The sequence below is a fragment of the Streptomyces sp. NPDC046985 genome, from assembly GCF_040644415.1.
GTDB lineage: Bacteria > Actinomycetota > Actinomycetes > Streptomycetales > Streptomycetaceae > Streptomyces.
Map to the genome: position 1 here is coordinate 32,384 of NZ_JBEYWK010000014.1, position 16,394 is coordinate 48,777.

At 77.5% G+C, this 16,394-nt stretch carries 15 protein-coding genes and 1 pseudogene; 3 read left to right on the plus strand and 13 right to left on the minus strand.

The window, feature by feature from the left end:
* Window positions 1-213 precede the first annotated feature (213 nt).
* On the minus strand, window positions 214-681 hold the full coding sequence (locus ABZ861_RS19215) for a TIGR03668 family PPOX class F420-dependent oxidoreductase (RefSeq protein ID WP_361631569.1): 468 nt from the start codon (window positions 679-681) through the stop codon (window positions 214-216).
* Window positions 682-891: 210 nt separating this feature from the next.
* Between ABZ861_RS19215 and ABZ861_RS19220 the strand changes: the two genes are divergently transcribed.
* From ABZ861_RS19220 to ABZ861_RS19230, 3 genes are all read left to right on the plus strand, one after another.
* Window positions 892-1,632, plus strand: a complete 741-nt coding sequence (locus ABZ861_RS19220; protein WP_361631571.1) for an MgtC/SapB family protein — start codon at window positions 892-894, stop codon at window positions 1,630-1,632.
* Window positions 1,633-1,760: 128 nt separating this feature from the next.
* Window positions 1,761-2,738: a polysaccharide pyruvyl transferase family protein gene (locus ABZ861_RS19225; RefSeq protein ID WP_361631573.1), complete on the plus strand. Its 978-nt coding sequence runs from the start codon at window positions 1,761-1,763 to the stop codon at window positions 2,736-2,738.
* Window positions 2,739-2,746: 8 nt separating this feature from the next.
* On the plus strand, window positions 2,747-3,064 hold the full coding sequence (locus tag ABZ861_RS19230; RefSeq protein WP_361631575.1) for a DUF3040 domain-containing protein: 318 nt from the start codon (window positions 2,747-2,749) through the stop codon (window positions 3,062-3,064).
* A 175-nt stretch (window positions 3,065-3,239) separates the two neighbouring features.
* Here ABZ861_RS19230 and ABZ861_RS19235 read toward each other — a convergent pair whose 3' ends face one another.
* From ABZ861_RS19235 to ABZ861_RS19290, 12 genes and pseudogenes are all read right to left on the minus strand, one after another.
* Complete coding sequence (locus tag ABZ861_RS19235; RefSeq protein WP_361631577.1) at window positions 3,240-4,136, minus strand: glycosyltransferase; 897 nt, start codon at window positions 4,134-4,136, stop codon at window positions 3,240-3,242.
* Entirely contained in the window at window positions 4,133-5,062 is a 930-nt protein-coding gene (locus tag ABZ861_RS19240; RefSeq protein ID WP_361631578.1) for a glycosyltransferase, read from the minus strand. The genes ABZ861_RS19235 and ABZ861_RS19240 overlap by 4 nt, the downstream gene beginning before the upstream one ends.
* A 299-nt stretch (window positions 5,063-5,361) precedes the next feature.
* Window positions 5,362-6,321, minus strand: coding sequence for a glycosyltransferase family 9 protein (locus ABZ861_RS19245; RefSeq protein ID WP_361631580.1), 960 nt, complete (start codon window positions 6,319-6,321; stop codon window positions 5,362-5,364).
* On the minus strand, window positions 6,318-7,760 hold the full coding sequence (gene rfaE2, locus ABZ861_RS19250) for a D-glycero-beta-D-manno-heptose 1-phosphate adenylyltransferase (RefSeq protein WP_361631582.1): 1,443 nt from the start codon (window positions 7,758-7,760) through the stop codon (window positions 6,318-6,320). Before rfaE2 ends, ABZ861_RS19245 begins: the two co-directional genes overlap by 4 nt.
* A gap of 1 nt (window position 7,761) precedes the next feature.
* Window positions 7,762-8,346 carry an SIS domain-containing protein gene (locus ABZ861_RS19255; RefSeq protein ID WP_361631584.1) on the minus strand — a complete coding sequence of 195 codons (585 nt, stop codon included), beginning with the start codon at window positions 8,344-8,346 and terminating at the stop codon, window positions 7,762-7,764.
* Between the two features lie 76 nt (window positions 8,347-8,422).
* Entirely contained in the window at window positions 8,423-9,646 is a 1,224-nt protein-coding gene (locus ABZ861_RS19260; RefSeq protein ID WP_361631586.1) for a glycosyltransferase, read from the minus strand.
* On the minus strand, window positions 9,643-10,596 hold the full coding sequence (locus tag ABZ861_RS19265) for a glycosyltransferase (protein ID WP_361631588.1): 954 nt from the start codon (window positions 10,594-10,596) through the stop codon (window positions 9,643-9,645). The genes ABZ861_RS19260 and ABZ861_RS19265 overlap by 4 nt, the downstream gene beginning before the upstream one ends.
* Entirely contained in the window at window positions 10,593-11,579 is a 987-nt protein-coding gene (locus ABZ861_RS19270) for a glycosyltransferase family 9 protein (RefSeq protein WP_361631590.1), read from the minus strand. The genes ABZ861_RS19265 and ABZ861_RS19270 overlap by 4 nt, the downstream gene beginning before the upstream one ends.
* A 323-nt stretch (window positions 11,580-11,902) precedes the next feature.
* Window positions 11,903-12,448, minus strand: a pseudogene (locus ABZ861_RS19275) (HAD family hydrolase); the annotation flags it as partial.
* Entirely contained in the window at window positions 12,427-13,467 is a 1,041-nt protein-coding gene (locus tag ABZ861_RS19280) for a glycosyltransferase (protein ID WP_361631592.1), read from the minus strand. The gene ABZ861_RS19280 and the pseudogene ABZ861_RS19275, both read right to left, overlap by 22 nt.
* Window positions 13,464-15,101, minus strand: coding sequence for a carbamoyltransferase C-terminal domain-containing protein (locus tag ABZ861_RS19285; RefSeq protein ID WP_361631594.1), 1,638 nt, complete (start codon window positions 15,099-15,101; stop codon window positions 13,464-13,466). Before ABZ861_RS19285 ends, ABZ861_RS19280 begins: the two co-directional genes overlap by 4 nt.
* A gap of 294 nt (window positions 15,102-15,395) precedes the next feature.
* Window positions 15,396-16,358, minus strand: coding sequence for a UDP-glucuronic acid decarboxylase family protein (locus ABZ861_RS19290; RefSeq protein ID WP_361631596.1), 963 nt, complete (start codon window positions 16,356-16,358; stop codon window positions 15,396-15,398).
* Between the last annotated feature and the right edge of the window lie 36 nt (window positions 16,359-16,394).

Genomic DNA, 16,394 nt, shown 5'->3' on the forward strand with positions numbered 1-16,394 from the left:
CGCCCCCTCTCCATCGCCCGCCGCAAGCGGTGCAGTCGCCCGTGACGGGCCACGCCCCGGCCCCGATCCCCCGCGCGTGCCGTGCGGCCGGTCCGGCCCCGCCTCTCCGCGCGCCCCCCGCGTCCGCTCGGCGTTCTCTCGCGCCCTCCCCCGCCCTCTCGCCTCTCGGCGTGGCGTGCTCCCCGCGCCGGTCGCCGGGCCGCGGGCGGCGCCTCACCCGTCCGGGGCCGCGTCCGCCCGCCAGCCGGTCCACCGGCGGACGTCTATCGTGATCGCCGGGCCGTGCGGCGGGGCGTCGCGGTACTGGGGGTACTTGACGCGCAGGTCGGCCAGGACCGTCTCGTACTCCCGCCGGGCGGCGGCGTCCGGCGAGTGCGGCGACAGGATCCGGGCGCGCCCGTCGGCGCGGGCCCACCACAGCCTCCCCCACTCCTCGTCGTAGGCGTCCGCGAGCAGGCACACGGACGGGGAGGCGCCGATGTTGCGCAGCCGGGCGAGCCGAGTGGTGCTCTTGGGCTTGCGGTCGACCGCGGTCACGATCTGGGCCGCGCCCGTCTCGTCCCGGACGGCGAAGACGACCGGGACCAGATGGGGGCGGCCCGCCGTGTCCACGGTGGCCAGCCGCGCCACGCGTGCCGACGTGAACCGCCGCCGGGCCTCGTCGTGATCCATCCGCGGCACCGCGCACCTCCTCTCCCACGCGACCCCTCCCTGGGCCTGCTCCCTGGGGGCTCCCTGGGGGCTCCCTCGGGTCCCCCGGAGTCCTCGAGGACACGGCGTGAGCGCGTCCCGGGCCCGGGTACCCCGGGTGCCGCCGTGCCGGACACACAATGGGCGGCGGAGAAGAACCGAAGAAAGACGTGGCCGAGGAAGGCCGAGGAGGGGAGACGCATGCCGTGGCTCGCCGTTCCGCTGTGGGACGTGGCCCATGGGCAGGGCCTGCGCCAGATGGCCGAACTGGGGCTCGCCCTGCTGCTGTCGAGCCTGATCGGCTGGGAGCGGGAGGCGAAGCAGAAGAGCGCGGGACTGCGCACGCACGCCCTGGTCGGGGTCGCGAGCGCGCTGATGATGGAGGTGTCGCAGCACGGCTTCAGCAGCGCGCTGGGCCTAGAGCACGTCTCCTTCGACCCGTCCCGCGTCGCCGCCCAGATCGTCTCCGGCATCGGCTTCATCGGCGGCGGACTGATCTTCGTACGGCGGGACGCGGTGCGCGGGCTGACCACGGCCGCCGCCATATGGCTGACCTGCGCGGTCGGCATGGCCTGCGGGGGCGGGCTGCCGTTCCTGGCGCTGGCCACCACCGCGGTGCACTTCGTCGTCGTCCGTGGCTATCCCCGGCTCGCGCGCAAGATCGTCCCAGGGGCGCTGCCCGCCACGGTCGAGGTGCAGCTCACCTACCTGACCGGGCGGGCGCTGCTGCCCCGGCTGATGGAGGCGTGCACCCGGCGCGGGTTTCGCATCCTGGGCGTCAGAGCCGACCGGCTGCCCGGCCGCACGGACGCGGCGGCCCAGGTCCTGCTCCGCCTGGAGGGCGCCGCGGACGTCACGGAGCTGACCTCGGAGCTGTTCCACTACGACGGCGTGATGGACGTGGACCTCGTCCTGGAGCCGGACGACGAGCCGGACGCCTGACGCCCCGGCGGACCGCACGACGCCGGGCCGTCGCACCCGGACGCACGACGCCGGCGCCTCGCACCCGGACGCGCGGCGCCCTGGCGGAGCGCATGACACCCGGGCCGGGAGGGCACCCGGGGCGCACTGTGCATGCGGAACGGGACGAGCCGCGGACCCTGCTGACCGGGTGGTTCACCTTCCCCGACGGGGAGGCGACCGCCGGGGACGTGCTGGCGCTGCACCGGGTCGAGGACGTGCTGCGCCGGGTCCCGATGCCCTACGACGTCGCCTGGAGCCCCGGATTCCGGCCCGCCGCCCTGCATCTGGACGCGGTGGAACCACGGCGCTACGGGCGGCTGGTGTTCGTGTGCGGGCCGCTGCACGGACCGCAGATCGAGGACCTGCACCGCCGGTTCGCGCACTGCGTGCGAGTCGCCGTGGGCACGTCCGTGATCGACTCCGGCAGTCCGGCGGCCGCCGGATTCCACCACGTGCTCGCCCGCGACGCGCCCGCCGCCGCTCCCGTGCCCGACCTGGCGGCCGGCGCCCCGGCCGTGCCCGCGCGGCCGGTGGTCGGCGTGGTCCTGACGCACGGGCAGCACGAGTACGGGCGGGCCCGGCGGCACGAGGAGGTCGCCCGCCGGGCGACCTCCTGGCTGCACGGCAAGGACTGCGCCCGCCTGGAGCTGGAGACCCGGCTCGACACCCGCGACTGGCGGCTGTGCGCCACCCCGGGGCAGCTCGAATCCGTGCTGGCCCGGCTGGACCTGGTGGTGACCGACCGGCTGCACGGCTTGGTGCTCGCCCTGCGCGCCGGAACTCCGGCGCTGGCCGTGGACCCGGTCGCGGGCGGCGCGAAGGTGACCGCGCAGGCCCGCGCCTGCGGCTGGCCCGCGCTCGTGCCCGCCGAGCGACTGGACGCGCACGCGCTGGACCGCTGGTGGCACTGGTGCCTGACCTCGGGTCGGCCCGCCGCGCGGCTGCTGGCCGCACGGTTCGCGGCGGGCGGCGGACCCGACGGCGCCGAACGCCTGGCAGCCCTGCTGCGGTCGCCGCCGCCGATTAATCCGGGAGCGCCCAGGGCACCCGGGACGAGACCCGGCAGGCAGCTCGGTCCCCCGTAGGAGCAACAGTGTCGACAAGCCGACTTCCCGAACACGAACAACGCATCCTCGACGAGATCGAGCGCGCCCTCAACCGCGACCGCAGGCTCGCCAGACGGCTCCGCTCGTCGCGCCGCGTTCCCCGTTTCCCGGCCCTGGCCCGCGACCTGGCGGCCTACGCGCCCCGGCCGTGGACGGCCCTGATCCTGCTGGCCGTCTCCGCCGCCCTCCTCGGCTCGGGGATCGCCACCTCCGCGCCCGGGGTCATCTGGGCGTTCGCGCTGGTGTTGCCGCCGACGCTCTACACCGTGCTGCGCCTGCTGTGCGGGCGCTCACGCGCCGTCTGAACGCCACGCCGAGCACGAGACGCTCGGCGAGCCGCGGGCCGGACGAGACGCGAGTCGCGGGGACGCCCGTCCGAAGTGCAGGCGCCCGTCAGACGCGGGACGCCCACCGGACGCGGGGACGCCCACCAGACCACCAGACGCGGCGGCGCCCACCGCGCGCCGCCGCCCCTCCCCCTCACCCCGTGTAGCGGCGGGCTTTCGAGCGACGCTGGCTGTCCTCCAGGAGGCGGAACCGGGCCTCCACCTCGGGCGGCAGGACGCGCCGGTCGCGCAGCACCCACGGCAGCGCGGCCAGCGCCTCGGCGAAGGCGCCCAGGGACGTTGTGTCCCGGGGCACGGTCCGCGCCAGGTGGAGGGTGCGGCGCAGCGCGGGCCGGACCGGGCGGCGCAGCCAGGTGAACCACAGGGTGTTGCGGATGCCGCCCCTCCGGCGTCGCGTGGAGTCACGTGTGGTGGACGGATAGTGATGGACCATCAGGTGCTCGGCGTACGTCAGCCACCACCCGTCGGCGGCCAGGTCGGCGGCGAGCAGCTCCTCCTCGCCGCCCAGCCACAGCTTCGGGTGGAAGCCGCCCGCGCGCCGGAAGGCGTCCGTGCGCAGCACGGTCGCCGCGGCGAGGAACGAGCCGAGCGCGGGACCGGGCAGCCACCGCGGGCCGGGGACCGGCGAGTTGCGCAGCTCCTCGACGATCGGGTCCTCGGCGCCGTCCGGTTCGACGACGATGCGCGCGGTGACGGCGACGAGCCCGGCGTGCCGGTCCAGGAGGTCGGCGGCGCCGGACAGGGCGCCGGGCGCCCACCACGAGTCGTCGTCGCAGAACGCCACGTAGGGCGTGCGGACATGGCGCACGGCCAGGTTGCGGCCGACGGCGCCGAGGTTGCGGCCCGGCCGCAGCAGCCGTACGCCCGGATGACAGCGGCTCACGGCGGCGGAGGTGCCGTCGGTGGAGCCGTTGTCGGTGACGATCACCTCGGGCCGCTCGGGCAGGGCGGCGAGGTGGCCGAGGGTGCGCAGGAGTTCGGGGCGCCGGTTGTGGGTGATGACCACGACGGTGGTGCGGGGATCGGTCACGGGGCGCCTCCGGCCCCCAGGCCCGCGCCCGGAACCGGGGCCGCGCCGGGCGCCGCGGGCGGGTCCGGCCGCGTGTCGAGCAGCCGGGCGGCGCGCTCGACGTACGGGGGCAGCGGTCGGCGGGCGCGCAGGGCGGTCGGCAGCCGGGCGAGCGTGTCGCGCAGCGCGAGGCGGGCGACGGGGTCGTGGCAAGCCTCGGCGGCGAGCGCCCGGGTGCGTGCGAGGGCGCGCGGCAGGGGGCGGCGCAGCCACTGGGTGAGCAGCTCGTTGCGGCGCTGGATCGCCGGGCGGCCGGTGCGCGGGTCCGGCGCCGGGTGGTGGTGGGCGGTCACGTCGGGGCAGTGGACGACGCCCCAGCCGCGCGCGGCGAGGTCGTAGGCGAGCAGGGTCTCCTCGCCGCCGAGGAACAGCAGGGGGTGGAAGCCGCCGGCGTCCAGATAGGCGGTGCGGCGGACCACCGAGGCGCAGGCGAGGAAGCCGAGGACCTGGGTTCCCGGCAGGTCGGTGGCGCGACCGAGCGGGGAGTGGGCGAGCACCTCGTTCAGCGGATCGGGTTCCTGCGCCGGGCCGACCAGGACGCGGGCGGCGAGCAGGCCGAGCCGTGGGTGGCGCGCTAGGAGGCGGACGGCTTCCGCCAGCGCGCCCGGCGCCCACCAGGAGTCGTCGTCGCTGAAGGCCGCGTAGGGGGTGTGCAGGGCGCGCACGCCGTGGGTGCGGGCCGGGGCGCCGAAGTTGACGGGCAGGGCGAGCACGCGGACCTGCGGGAAGTCACGGGCGAGCAGGGCGCGGGTGTCGTCGGTGGAGGCGTTGTCGACGACGACGATCTCCGGCCGTTCGGGGAGGGCGAGCAGGTTCCCGAGGGTGGCGGCGAGGGCGGGAGCGCGGTTGCGGGTGGCGATGACCACGCCGACGGGTGGGTGTTCCATGGGCTGGCCGTCCTTGTCGTCGCTGCCCGGGGTCGTCGCCGCCCGGGGTCTGTGGCTGTCGGGGGTCGTTGACTGTCGGGGGTCTTCGGCTGTCGGGCGGGGCGGCTGTCGGGCCGGGTGGGCTGACGGGCCTGGCGGGTGGGTCGCGCTCTGCGGGCGGGCGGGTCGTCGCGTGCGGCGGGCCGGTCGTCACGGTCGTCACGGGTCGCCTCCGGCGCGCGTGCGGTCGGGCATGCGGCTCTCGGCGGTGTGTCGTCGTCCGTGCGGCGGCTCGGGGCCCCGTCGCTCTCGGGGGCCCGTCAGTGCCGCGGCTCGGGGAGCGAGTCGAAGGCGTCCACGACCTCCGGGACGTCGATCCGCAGCAGCGCGGGGTCCGGGCGGCGGCCGTGCGGGTCGCCCTCGGGTCCGTGCCACAGGGCGAGGTGCCGGGGGTCGTCCGGGGGCGGTCCCCAGCGGCTGGGCGGGACCGGCCCGCACAGGGTGACCGAGGGGGTGGCGTGGGCGACGGCGAGATGCGCGATGCCGGTGTCGCCGCTGACGACGGCGCGGGCCCCCGCGACCAGGGCCGAGAGCCGGTCGAAGGGCAGCCCGCCGCCGAAGACGTCGCGGGCGGGCAGGGCGGCGGCCGCGGCGAGCGCCGCCAGGAGGCCGTCCTCGTCCGCTCCCCCGGTGGCGATGACGCGGCAGCCGCGGGCGGCGAGGGCCTGCGCGAGCGCCGCGAACCGGTCGACCGGCCAGCAGCGGGCGGGCGATCCGGCGCCCGGGTGCAGGACCACCGCGCCGGGCGCCGGGGACGGCTCGGCGGGCCGGGGCAGCCGGAGGTCCGCGGGGTCGGCGCCGACGCCGTACCAGCGCAGCAGCCGGCACCAGCGGTCGCGTTCGTGCTCGTCGGCCTGCCATCGCGGTCCCTTGAGGTCGGGCGTGTCGGGGTGCGCGAAGGCGAAGAGCTGACCCGGCGCCAGGCCGTCCAGGAGCCGGTGACTGAGCGGCCCGTTGCCGTGCAGGTCGACGGCGACGTCCGGGGGCGGCCCGGTCCAGTCAAGAGCCGCCGGTACGGAGCGGTCCGGGGCGGACGCGGGCAGGAGCCGGTCGACGGCGCCCGTCGCCACCGCCGCCGGACCGAGCCAGGCGGGCGCGGCGAGCACGATCTCGTGCCCGGGGAACCCGCGCCGCAGCCCCCGCAGGGCCGGCGCCCCGGCCAGCAGGTCGCCCAGGCCGAGGGCCCGCAGCGCCAGCAGCCGCGGCGCGGCGCCGGTCACCGGGCCTCCTCCGCCGCTCGGGCCAGCAGAGCCGAGGAGGAGCGGCCGTCGAGGTACGGGAGCAGGACGGCCTGGCCGCCCCACTCCTCCAGCAGCGCCGCTTCGGGCAGTTCGGCGCCCGCGTAGTCGCCGCCCTTGACCCAGACGTCGGGGCGCAGTGCGGCCAGCAGGCGCTCGGGGGTGTCCTCGTCGAAGACGGCGACGGCGTCGACGCAGGCCAGGGCGCGCAGCACGCGAAGGCGGTCGGCGAGCGGGTTGACCGGCCGGCCGCCGCCCTTGCGGCGCCGTACGGAGGCGTCGGAGTTGACGCACACCACCAGGCAGTCGCCGATGCCGCGGGCGGCCTGGAGCAGGCCCACGTGCCCGGCGTGCAGCAGGTCGAAGCAGCCGCCCGCCGCGACGACGGCGCCCCCGGCGGCGCGGACCCGGGCGACGACGTCCTCGGGACTCTCGCCCCTGGCCGGGGCGGCTGCCTGGCCGGGGGCGAGGAGGCCGCCCGCTCCCCCGGCCGCCACGTAGGCGGTCGCCGCGGCGACGGCGCCCTCGACGGCCTCCTCCACCAGCGCGCCGTCGGCGAGCAGTCCGGCGGCGGTGGCGGCGAAGCGGTCGCCCGCGCCGCACGGATCGCCGTGCCGGGCCGCGGTGACAGGCACCAGCAGCGGGTGCTCGCCGTAGGACAGCAGCGCGCCGCCCGGCCCGAGGGTGACCGCGACGGCCGCGACCCGCCAGTGCCGTACGAGAGCGGCCGCCTGACAGGCGACGGCGCGCAGCGCCTGGCCCGCGACGTGCCCGGCGGCCGCGCCCGGCAGACCGTGCGCGGCCGCGCCGGTGTCCCCGGGGGACTGCTTCGGGCCGTCGGCCGCGCCGGGCAGCGCGGCGGCGAAGGCGTGGGCCTCCGCGCGGGCCGGGGCGGCGAGGCGGGTCCCGGGCACGGGCGGGCCGCCGCGCGGGTGCGGGTCCCACACCACCGGCGGGCGCGCGCCCAGCTCGGCGCGCAGGGCGTCCGCCGCGCCCCGGCCGTAGTCGGACACGAGAACGGCGCCCGCGGCGGCGAGCGCCGCGCGGGCCTCGGCGGTGGCCGCGCGGACCCGCCCGTCGCCGCGGTCCAGACGGACCACCGGGCGGTCCCCGGCCAGCACGCGGGTCTTCTCCGGCACGGCGCCGTCCAGCGGCAGCGCGACCGTCCGCAGCCAGGAGTCGAGGAGCCCGCGCAGCGCGCGGCCGGCCGGGCCGTCGTCCAGGCCGGTGATCAGGGTGACGTCGCGGCCGTCCCGGGCGGCGAGGTACGCCGCGAGGGCGGCGCCTCCCGGGCGCAGCCGCTCGTCGCAGTCGGCGACGACCGGGACGGGCGCGTCGGGCGCGAGCCGGTCCGCGTGTCCGGTGAGGTCGCGGTCGAGCAGCGCGTCGCCGACCACCACCAGGGGCGCTGGGGCCGCCATGTCACCTCCCGGTCCGTTCGAGGGCCGCGTCGAACGCCGCGCAGACCATGTGCACGGCGACGAGGTGCAGTTCCTGCACGGTGGCCGTGGAGGCGCCGTCCACGCACAGCGCCTCGTCGCTGCCCGCGCTGAGCGGGTTGGGGGCCGGTCCGGTCAGCGCCCACACGCGCAGGCCGGCGGCGCGGCCCGCGTCGGCCGCGGAGAGCAGGTTGGCGCTGGCGCCGCTGGTGGACAGCAGCACCAGCACGTCGCCGGGGCGGCCGTGGGCGCGCACCTGGCGGGCGAACACCTCGTCCACGCCGTAGTCGTTGGCGATGGCGGTGGTGCTGGAGGTGTCGGCGTGCAGGGCGATGGCGGAGTACGGGGGGCGGTCCTCGCGGTAGCGGCCGACCAGTTCGGCGGTGAGGTGCTGGGCCTGGGCGGCGCTGCCGCCGTTGCCCGCGGCGAGCAGCCGTCCGCCGCCGCCGAGGACGGCGGCGAGCCGCCCGCCCCACCGCTGGGTGACGTGCGCCGAGGAGCGGAACCGTCCGAGGGCGAGGAGGAGTTCGTCGCAGTGACCGGCGACGTCCGGTGTCCTGGTGGTCATGTCGTCGCCTCCGGGTCTGACTTCGGGCGGGGCTGGGGCGGGCGGCGCATCACGCCCCCTTGGAACCGGCGGCGCATCACGCCACCTCGGAGCCGACCGCGCGGGCGGACGCGACCCGGCGGTAGACCTGTTCCACGCCGTCCGCGACGCGCCGCCAGGTGAAGCGGACGAGGACGCGTTCCCGTCCGGCGGCGCCGTACCGGCGGCGGGTGCGCTCGCTGCCGAGCAGGTCGCGGACGGCGGCGGCGACGGCGTCGGGGTAGCCCGCGGCGACGAGCCGGCCGGTGCGCCCGTCGGCCACCGAGTCGCGGTGGCCGCCCACGTCGGTGGCGACCACCGGCACCGCGCACGCCATCGCCTCCAGCGGGACGATCCCGAACGGCTCGTAGGCGGGGGTGCACAGCACCAGGTCGGCCGCGCGGATCAGCGCGGGCATCCGGGCGGGCTCCACGGCGCCGAGCAGCCGCACCCGGTCGGCCACGCCCGCCTCGGCGGCGACGTCGCGCAGCCGTTCGGCCTCGGGCTCGGTGTGCAGCAGTTCGGGCGGCGGGCCGCCGGCGACGAGGAGTTCGGCGTTCGGGACCAGGGCGAGGGCGCGGATCGCCTCGTCGTAGCCCTTGCGCCGGACCAGCCGTCCGCAGGAGAGCAGCCGGTGCCGCCGGGAGCGGACCGGCCCGGGGGCGGCGGCGGGATCGGCGCCGGGGTGGAAGCGGTCGGCGTCGACGCCGCACGGGACGACGGACACCCGGCGCGGGGAGACGCCGAGGGCGGCGAGTTCGTACACCTCGTCGGTGCAGGTGGCCAGGACGCGTGCGCAGCCATGGCCGATCTGCCGTTCGATGCCGATGCGCTCGGGCGGGCTGGTGTCCTGCGGGCCCTGGTGGCGGCGCTTCACGCTGCCGAGGGCGTGGAACGTCTGGACGACCGGGATGCCGTGCGGTCCGGCGCCGCGCAGGGAGGCCATGCCGGACATCCAGAAGTGGGCGTGCACCACTTCGGGCCGCTGCCGGCGCCAGACCCGCGCCAGGTAGTCGCCGAACGCGGGCATGTGGGCGAACAGGGCGTCCTTGGGCACGGCGCGGGGCGGCCCGGCCGTCACGTGCTCGACGACGGCGCCGCCGGGCAGCGGCACCCGGTCGGGCAGCGCGGTGTCGTCGCGCCGCGTGTAGACGGTGACGTCGTGTCCGCGGCGCGCCAGCTCCTCGCTGAGGCGGGCGACGTACACGTTCTGGCCGCCGGCGTCGACCCCGCCGAGCGCGGCGAGCGGACTCGCGTGCTCGGACACCATGGCGATCCTCATCGCGTGACCTCCTTCAGCAGCCGCTCCCAGTCGTCCAGGAAGCGGGTGAGCCCGTAGCGGGCGAGAGCGGCGGCGCGCGCCGCCGCGCCGGCCGAGCGGGCGTACAGCGGGTCGGCGACGAAGTCCCGTACGGCGTCGGTGAGTACGTCGATCCGGTTGGAGACCGCCCCGGCGCCCGGGGGCACCGCCTCGGCGACCTCGGTGGTGGCCAGGGCGACCACGGGCATGCCGAGGTGCATCGCCTCCAGCAGGGACAGGCCGAGGGAGGTCCAGCGCACGGGGTGCAGGTAGAGGCGGCGCCGGGCCATCTCCCGGTGCAGGTCGCGCTGGACGAGTTCACGGGTGCGGCAGCGTGCGGGGGGCAGCCCGAGGTGGCCGGCGAGGCCGTCGGTCCGCATGCCGAAGACGTCCAGCGGGGCCGCGCCGGCGAACACGGGCAGCAGGTCCGTGCCGGTGGTGCGGCCGCGCCGGATCGGCTCGTTGACGACGACGGCCGCGTGCGGCAGCTCGCCGGTCCACAGGGGTCCGGGGTCCGCGATGCCGTGCTCGATGACGGCGGTCCGCGCGCTCCCGGCGTCCCACATCAGCCGGTTGAAGTGGGTGACGTGCACGAGCGGCACGTCGCCGGGGAGGTCGGCGACCGGGTGCCGGGTGCCGGGCACGTCGCCGCCCGGGGCGTTGTGCTCCAGGTAGACCATGGGCGGACGGCGTCCCAGCCACTGCTCCACGAGGGCGTGCTCGTGCGGGCGTTGCAGCACGACGAGGTCGATGTCCGCGTCGCGCAGCCGCTCCGGCGGAAGTTCGATCACCGACGCGGGCCAGTCGAAGGTGCGGGCGCGGCCCAGGCCGTCGGGTCCGCGGCCGGGGGTGACGGGGACCGCGTAGGTGTGCGGGCCCTGGACGAACGCGGTGGTCCAGGAGCCGTGCACGTGCCAGATGAGGATCCTCACGTCTTCATCACCTTCTCCACGGCGGCGAGCACGTCGTGCGCGCTCACCGACTCCAGGCAGGGGTGGCCGGGCGCCGGGCAGGCGCGGGCGCGGCTGCCGGCGCAGGGGGCGTCCTGGTCGCCGAGCAGCACGTACGGCACGCCCCAGGGGCGCCAGCGCTCGGCCGGCACGACCGGTGCGAACAGGGAGACGACGGGGGCGCCGACGGCGGCGGCGAGATGAGCGGGACCGGTGTTGCCGGCGACGACGGCGCGGGCGCCCGCGAGGACGCCGGAGAGTTCCGCGGCGCCGGTGCGGCCGCCGAGGTCGAGTCCGCGGCCGCCGGACGCGTACGCGGTGAGGTCCTTCTCGCCGCGGCCGCCGGTGACGACGACCCGGTGCCCGGCCGCGGTCAGCTCCCGTACGGCCTGGGCGCACCGCCGCGGGCTCCAGGCGCGGGCCGGGACGCTGGCCCCCGGGTGCAGGACGACGTACGGTCCGGGGCCGGTCAGGGCGGCGGTGTCCGGCGGAGGCAGCACGCGCAGCCGCGTGTCGTCCGGGCGCGGGAACCCGGCGGCCTCGGCGAGGTCGAGGGCGGCCTCGGCCTCGTGGGCGTGCGGGGCGCGGCGGTGGCGCACGTCGAGCAGGGAGCCGGGGTAGTCGGCGCTGTCCGCGGCGATGCGCGCCACCCCGGCCAGGCGGAGCAGCAGCGCGGCGGGCAGCGGGGACTGGTGGAAGGAGGTGAGGACGAGGGCGGTGTCGGCGTCGACGGCGGTCACCAGCTCGTCGATCCCGGCGCGGTCCACGGGCGGCGGGTCGTACCCGCTCCAGGGGGCGTCCCACACGAGGATCTCGTCGACGCCGGGCAGCAGCCGCGCCGCGGGCTCGCCGCGCGGCCCGCACAGCAGGGTGACCCGCTGGGCGCGGGCGGCGACGGCGCGGACGGCGGGCCCGGCGAGCAGGACGTCGCCGAAGCTGTCCAGGCGGGCGACGAGCGCCTTCATCGGGGCCTCCGGGCGAGCGGCCGGGCGCCCTCGGCGGCGGGCTCGACGGGGCGCCCGGCGCGGGCGAGGGCGGCGGTGTGGAGGGCGGCCGATTTTGGAGTGACGGATTCGAGAGCGGCGGATTCGAGAGCGGCGGATTCGAGGGCGGCCGATTCTGGAGCGACGGATTCGAGAGCGGCGGATTCGAGAGCGGCCGATTCGAGAGCGGCGGAGCCGAGGACGGCCGATCCGAGGGCGGCGGATTCGAGGGCGGCGGGCGCGGCGGGTCGACGGCGCGCGCCCGCCGGCGGGCGTGCGCCGTCGAGGATGCGGCGCCAGGGCGGCCCGGCGAGCACGGCTCTGACCGCGGTCAGCAGGTCGGGGGCGACATGCTCGGCGGCGGCCGTCTCCTCGGGCCGGGTGACCGGGGTGGGGACGAGGATGCCGTGGGCGCCCGCACGCCGGGCGGCCTCCAGGTCGCCGCCGATGTCGCCGACGACGACCACCTCGGCGGGCTCGGCGCCCAGCTCCGCGGCCGCGCGCAGGACCAGTCCCGGCCGCGGCTTGCGGCAGCCGCAGCCGTCGCCGGGGCCGTGCGGGCAGACGGCCCACACGTCGAACGGCCCGAGCAGCGACTCGACGCGCGCGTTGACGCGGCGGACGTCCGCGGCGGAGATCAGCCCGCGGGCCACGCCGGACTGGTTGGTGACCACCCCGGCGCCGACCCCGTGCGCGCGCAGCAGATCCACCGCGCGGCGGGCGCACGGGACCGGGCGGACCCGGTCGGGGTCGCCGTTGTGGGGGACGTCCTCGACGAGGGTGCCGTCGCGGTCGAACAGCACGGCGCGGATCCGGGGCGCGGGGCGGTTCACCGGCCCGCCGCCTGCCAGGCGGGGGCCGACCGGTGCCGCCACAGCCCGCTGAGCCGGTGCCAGGCGGCGGCGGGCGGGATGAGGACGCTGGTGGCGACCATGGTGGCCACCTCCTGCCCGGTGCGCGGACCGGGCGCGATCCGGCTCCAGGCGAACTCGGCGGTGCCCGCCGCCCAGCCGAGCGCGGCGACGGCCGCGGCCCGCCGCCGCCCGGCCGCGGCGAGCGCGACGGCGGCCGCGCCCGCGCCGGTGACGGCGAGGTGGGAGAGGATCCGGCCGCGCGGGGCCACCGCCCTGCGGCGCCAGTCCGGACCGTGCAGACGCAGCATCAGCGCGTCGTCGGCGTTGCCGCGCTGGGCGCGCAGGGACACCCAGCGGTCGGCCCGGCGCACGGGGTGGCGGGTGGTGCGGCGGCCCTGGCCGATGCGCCACCCGGCGTCCAGGACGCGCAGCGCCAGGTCGGCGTCCTCGCGGAAGGCGCGCCGGAAGCGCTCGTCGAAGCCGCCGACCCGCTGAAGGGCCTCGGCGCGGTAGGCCATGTCGGCGGTGATCCAGCGGGCCTGGGCGAGCAGCGCGGCGCCGCGCTCCCAGTCGGTGGGGCGCCGTTCGCCGGGCAGCGGCACCGCGATGACGCCCTGGACGGCCGCGGTGTCCGGGCTCGCCTCGGCCAGGTCCTGCACCAGTTGGTCGCACCAGTGCGGGCCGACCTGGACGTCGTCGTCGAGGAACGCCACCCAGGGCGCGGTGACCGCGCGCAGCCCGGTGTTGCGGGCGGCGGCCGGACCCCGGCCGCCGCTGGAGAGCACGGCGGTGCGCTCCCGCAGGTCGCCGAGGACGCTCAACGCGTGCAGCAGGCCGTCCGGTTCGGGGTCGGGGCGGTCGTCGACGAGCACGATCTCCTCCGGCTGGGGGCCGTTGGCGGCGGCGAGCGCGGCCAGGCAGTCGGCGAGCGTGTCCCGGGCCAGGGTGGGGATCACCACGGCGTAGGGCGGCCCGGCGGTGCGGCGGCCGACGGTCAGGCCGCGGGCGGGCCTCACGCGTACGCCTTCGTCCGGCGCACCGCGTACGGGCCGATCGCCAGCAGGTCGACGGGGGCGGCGCCGAAGCACTCCAGCGCGTCGCGCGGGTCGTCGACCATGGGCCGCCCGGCGGTGTTGAGGCTGGTGTTGACGACGGCGGGCAGCCCGGTGCGCCGTTCGAAGCCGCGCAGCATGCGGGCCACCAGCGGTTCCTGCCGTGCGTCGACGGTCTGGACGCGGGCGGTGCCGTCGACGTGCACCACGGCGGGGACGCGGTCGCGCCAGTCGGGGCGGACGTCGTGCACGAACAGCATGTACGGGCTGGGCAGCGGTCCGTCGAACAGCTCGTGCGCGCGCTCGGCGAGCACCATGGGCGCGACGGGCCGGAACTCCTCGCGGCCCTTGACCCGGTTGAGCCGCTCCAGGTTCCGCACCCGTCCCGGGTGGGCGAGCAGGGAGCGGTGGCCGAGAGCGCGCGGGCCGTACTCGCTGCGCCCCTGGAACCACGCCACAATGCCGTCGCGGGCCAGTTCCTCCGCGACCGCCTCGGCGATGTCCTCGGGCCGCTCGTAGGGGACGCCGGCCTCCTCCAGCCGGGCGCGCAGTTCGTCGTCGCTCCAGCCGCGGCCCAGGTCGGCGCCCGGCAGCGGTTCGGGGACGGCGCCCTCGCTCATGGCCAGGTACAGGGCGCCGCCGAGCGCGGTCCCGGCGTCGCCCGCGGCGGGCTGCACCCACATGTGCCGGTACGGGCCCCGCGCGGCGATCGTGGAGTTGGCGACGCAGTTGAGCGCGACGCCGCCGGCCATGGTCAGCGCCTCGCCGCCCGCCTCGCGGTGCAGCCAGTGCACGAGTTCGAGCAGCACCTCCTCCAGCGCGGCCTGGCAACTGGCGGCGAGGTCGGCGTGGTCCCGGGTCCACGGCTCGCGGGGGTCGCGCGCCGGGGCGAGGGCGCCCCAGTCGACGCCGTGGGCGCGGAAGCCGCCGTCGCCGACGGGGTGGATCCACTGGCGCAGCCGGGGCAGGAAGCGCGGCGTGCCGTAGGAGGCGAGCGCCATCACCTTGTACTCGTCGCTGCTGCGCAGGAATCCGAGGTGGTCGGTCACCTCCTCGTAGACCAGGCCGAGGGAGTCGGGCAGCGCCTGCGCGGCGAGCGTGTCGAGCTTGCCGTCGTGGAAGCGTCCGGCGAGGTGGGAGGCGGCCTCGCCGCGGCCGTCGAGGACGAGGACGGCGCTGTCCGGGTACGGGGAGGCGGGGCCCGCGGAGGCCGCGTGGGCGAGGTGGTGCGGGACGAAGACGACCTTGGCCGGGTCGAGTCCGGGCAGCGCGTCGGCCAGGAACTCCGGGGCGCGGCGGGCGTATTCCAGGCGGAGCGGGTCCCAGGGGTCGAACAGCCCCATCTCGGCGGCGGGCCGGGCCAGGGCCGGGTCGAAGGAGTAGGTGACGGCGTCCAGTTCGGCGGGGCGCAGACCGGCGTGTTCGAGGCACCAGCGGGCGGACAGCTCCGGCAGCTCCCATGCGGAGAACGGCACCGGGCGCTTGCCGTGCTTGCGGCGGCTGAAGCGCTCCTCCTCCCCGGCCGCGACCGTCCGGCCGTCGACGACGAGGGCGGCGGCGGGGTCGTGGAACAGGGCGTTGATACCAAGGATGCGCATGGGGTGGGCTCCGTCCCGTTCGTCGGATGTGCGGCGCGTGGGGACTGCTCGCTGCTGCGGACATCGGTGCTGCCGGGCCCTTCGGGGCTCTGGGTGCCGCGCCTCGGCTGTCTCAAACTCCCGAAGGCGGCTGACTGGTGACAAGGAGCGGAAAGAAGGGGTGTTTCGTACTATGGGAGATTGCGCCCGTGGAGGGCTCTCGGGAGCGTCACACGGGCGCCAGGGTGAGGGCGCCCGGAGGGGACGGGCGTGAGGGGGGCGGGCGCCAGGGTGACGGGCGCCGGGGGGCGGGCGTCAGGCCGCCACCGCGTCGGCGAACCAGCCGATGGTGCGTTCCAGTCCCTCGCTCCAGCCCACCCGCGGCTGCCAGCCCAGGCGTTCGCGGGCCAGCCGGGTGTCGGGGCGGCGCCGGGCGGGGTCGTCGACGGGACGCCGCACGAAGCGGACGCGGGAGGCGGAGCCGGTGAGGTCCAGGATGCGCTCGGCCAGCTCCAGCACGGTGATCTCGTCGCCGCCGCCGATGTTCACCGGCCCGCTCTCCGCGGAGGCGGCCAGGGCCAGGACGCCGTCGATCGTGTCGTCGACGTAGCACAGCGAGCGGGTCTGGCCGCCGTCCCCGGCGACCGTGAGGGGCAGGCCGTCCAGGGCCTGTGCGATGAAGGTGGGCACGGCGCGGCCGTCGCCGGTGCGCATCCGGGGGCCGTAGGTGTTGAAGATGCGGACGATGGCGGTGTCGGCGCCGTGGGTCGCGCGGTACGCGGTGACCAGGGCCTCGGCGAAGCGCTTGGACTCGTCGTAGACGCTGCGCGGGCCGATCGGGTTGACGTTGCCCCAGTAGTCCTCGCGCTGCGGGTGCTCCAGCGGGTCGCCGTAGACCTCGGAGGTGGAGGCGAGCAGGAAGCGGGCGCCGTCGGCGCGGGCGCGCTCCAGGGCGTTGCGGGTCCCGGCGCTGCCGGCGTCGAGGGTCTCCAGGGGCAGCCGCAGATAGTCGGCGGGCGAGGCCGGGCAGGCGAAGTGCAGGACCAGGTCGAACCGGCCGGGCAGGCCGCGCAGGGCGCCGGGGTCGGTGGCGTCGGCGCGGACGAAGCGGAAGCCCCGGCGCCGTTCCAGGTCGGCCACGTTGGCGGGCGTGCCGGTGACCAGGTTGTCGAGGCAGACGACGCTCGTGCCCGCGTCGAGCAGCCGCGCGCACAGGTGGGACCCGACGAAGCCGGCGCCGCCGGTCACCAGGGCCCGGCGCCAGATGCGTCCGCTCACGGCGCCCTCCTTACTCTCGCCTTCACTCGCATGATG

Excerpts from the sequence above, each read along its gene's own strand:
- ABZ861_RS19220 (WP_361631571.1), top strand. The coding sequence starts at position 892 with ATGCCGTGGCTCGCCGTTCCGCTGTGGGACGTGGCCCATGGGCAGGGC.
- ABZ861_RS19240 (WP_361631578.1), bottom strand. The coding sequence starts at position 5,062 with ATGGAACACCCACCCGTCGGCGTGGTCATCGCCACCCGCAACCGCGCT.
- rfaE2 (WP_361631582.1), bottom strand. The coding sequence starts at position 7,760 with ATGGCGGCCCCAGCGCCCCTGGTGGTGGTCGGCGACGCGCTGCTCGAC.
- ABZ861_RS19255 (WP_361631584.1), bottom strand. The coding sequence starts at position 8,346 with ATGACCACCAGGACACCGGACGTCGCCGGTCACTGCGACGAACTCCTC.
- ABZ861_RS19260 (WP_361631586.1), bottom strand. The coding sequence starts at position 9,646 with ATGAGGATCGCCATGGTGTCCGAGCACGCGAGTCCGCTCGCCGCGCTC.
- ABZ861_RS19270 (WP_361631590.1), bottom strand. The coding sequence starts at position 11,579 with ATGAAGGCGCTCGTCGCCCGCCTGGACAGCTTCGGCGACGTCCTGCTC.
- ABZ861_RS19285 (WP_361631594.1), bottom strand. The coding sequence starts at position 15,101 with ATGCGCATCCTTGGTATCAACGCCCTGTTCCACGACCCCGCCGCCGCC.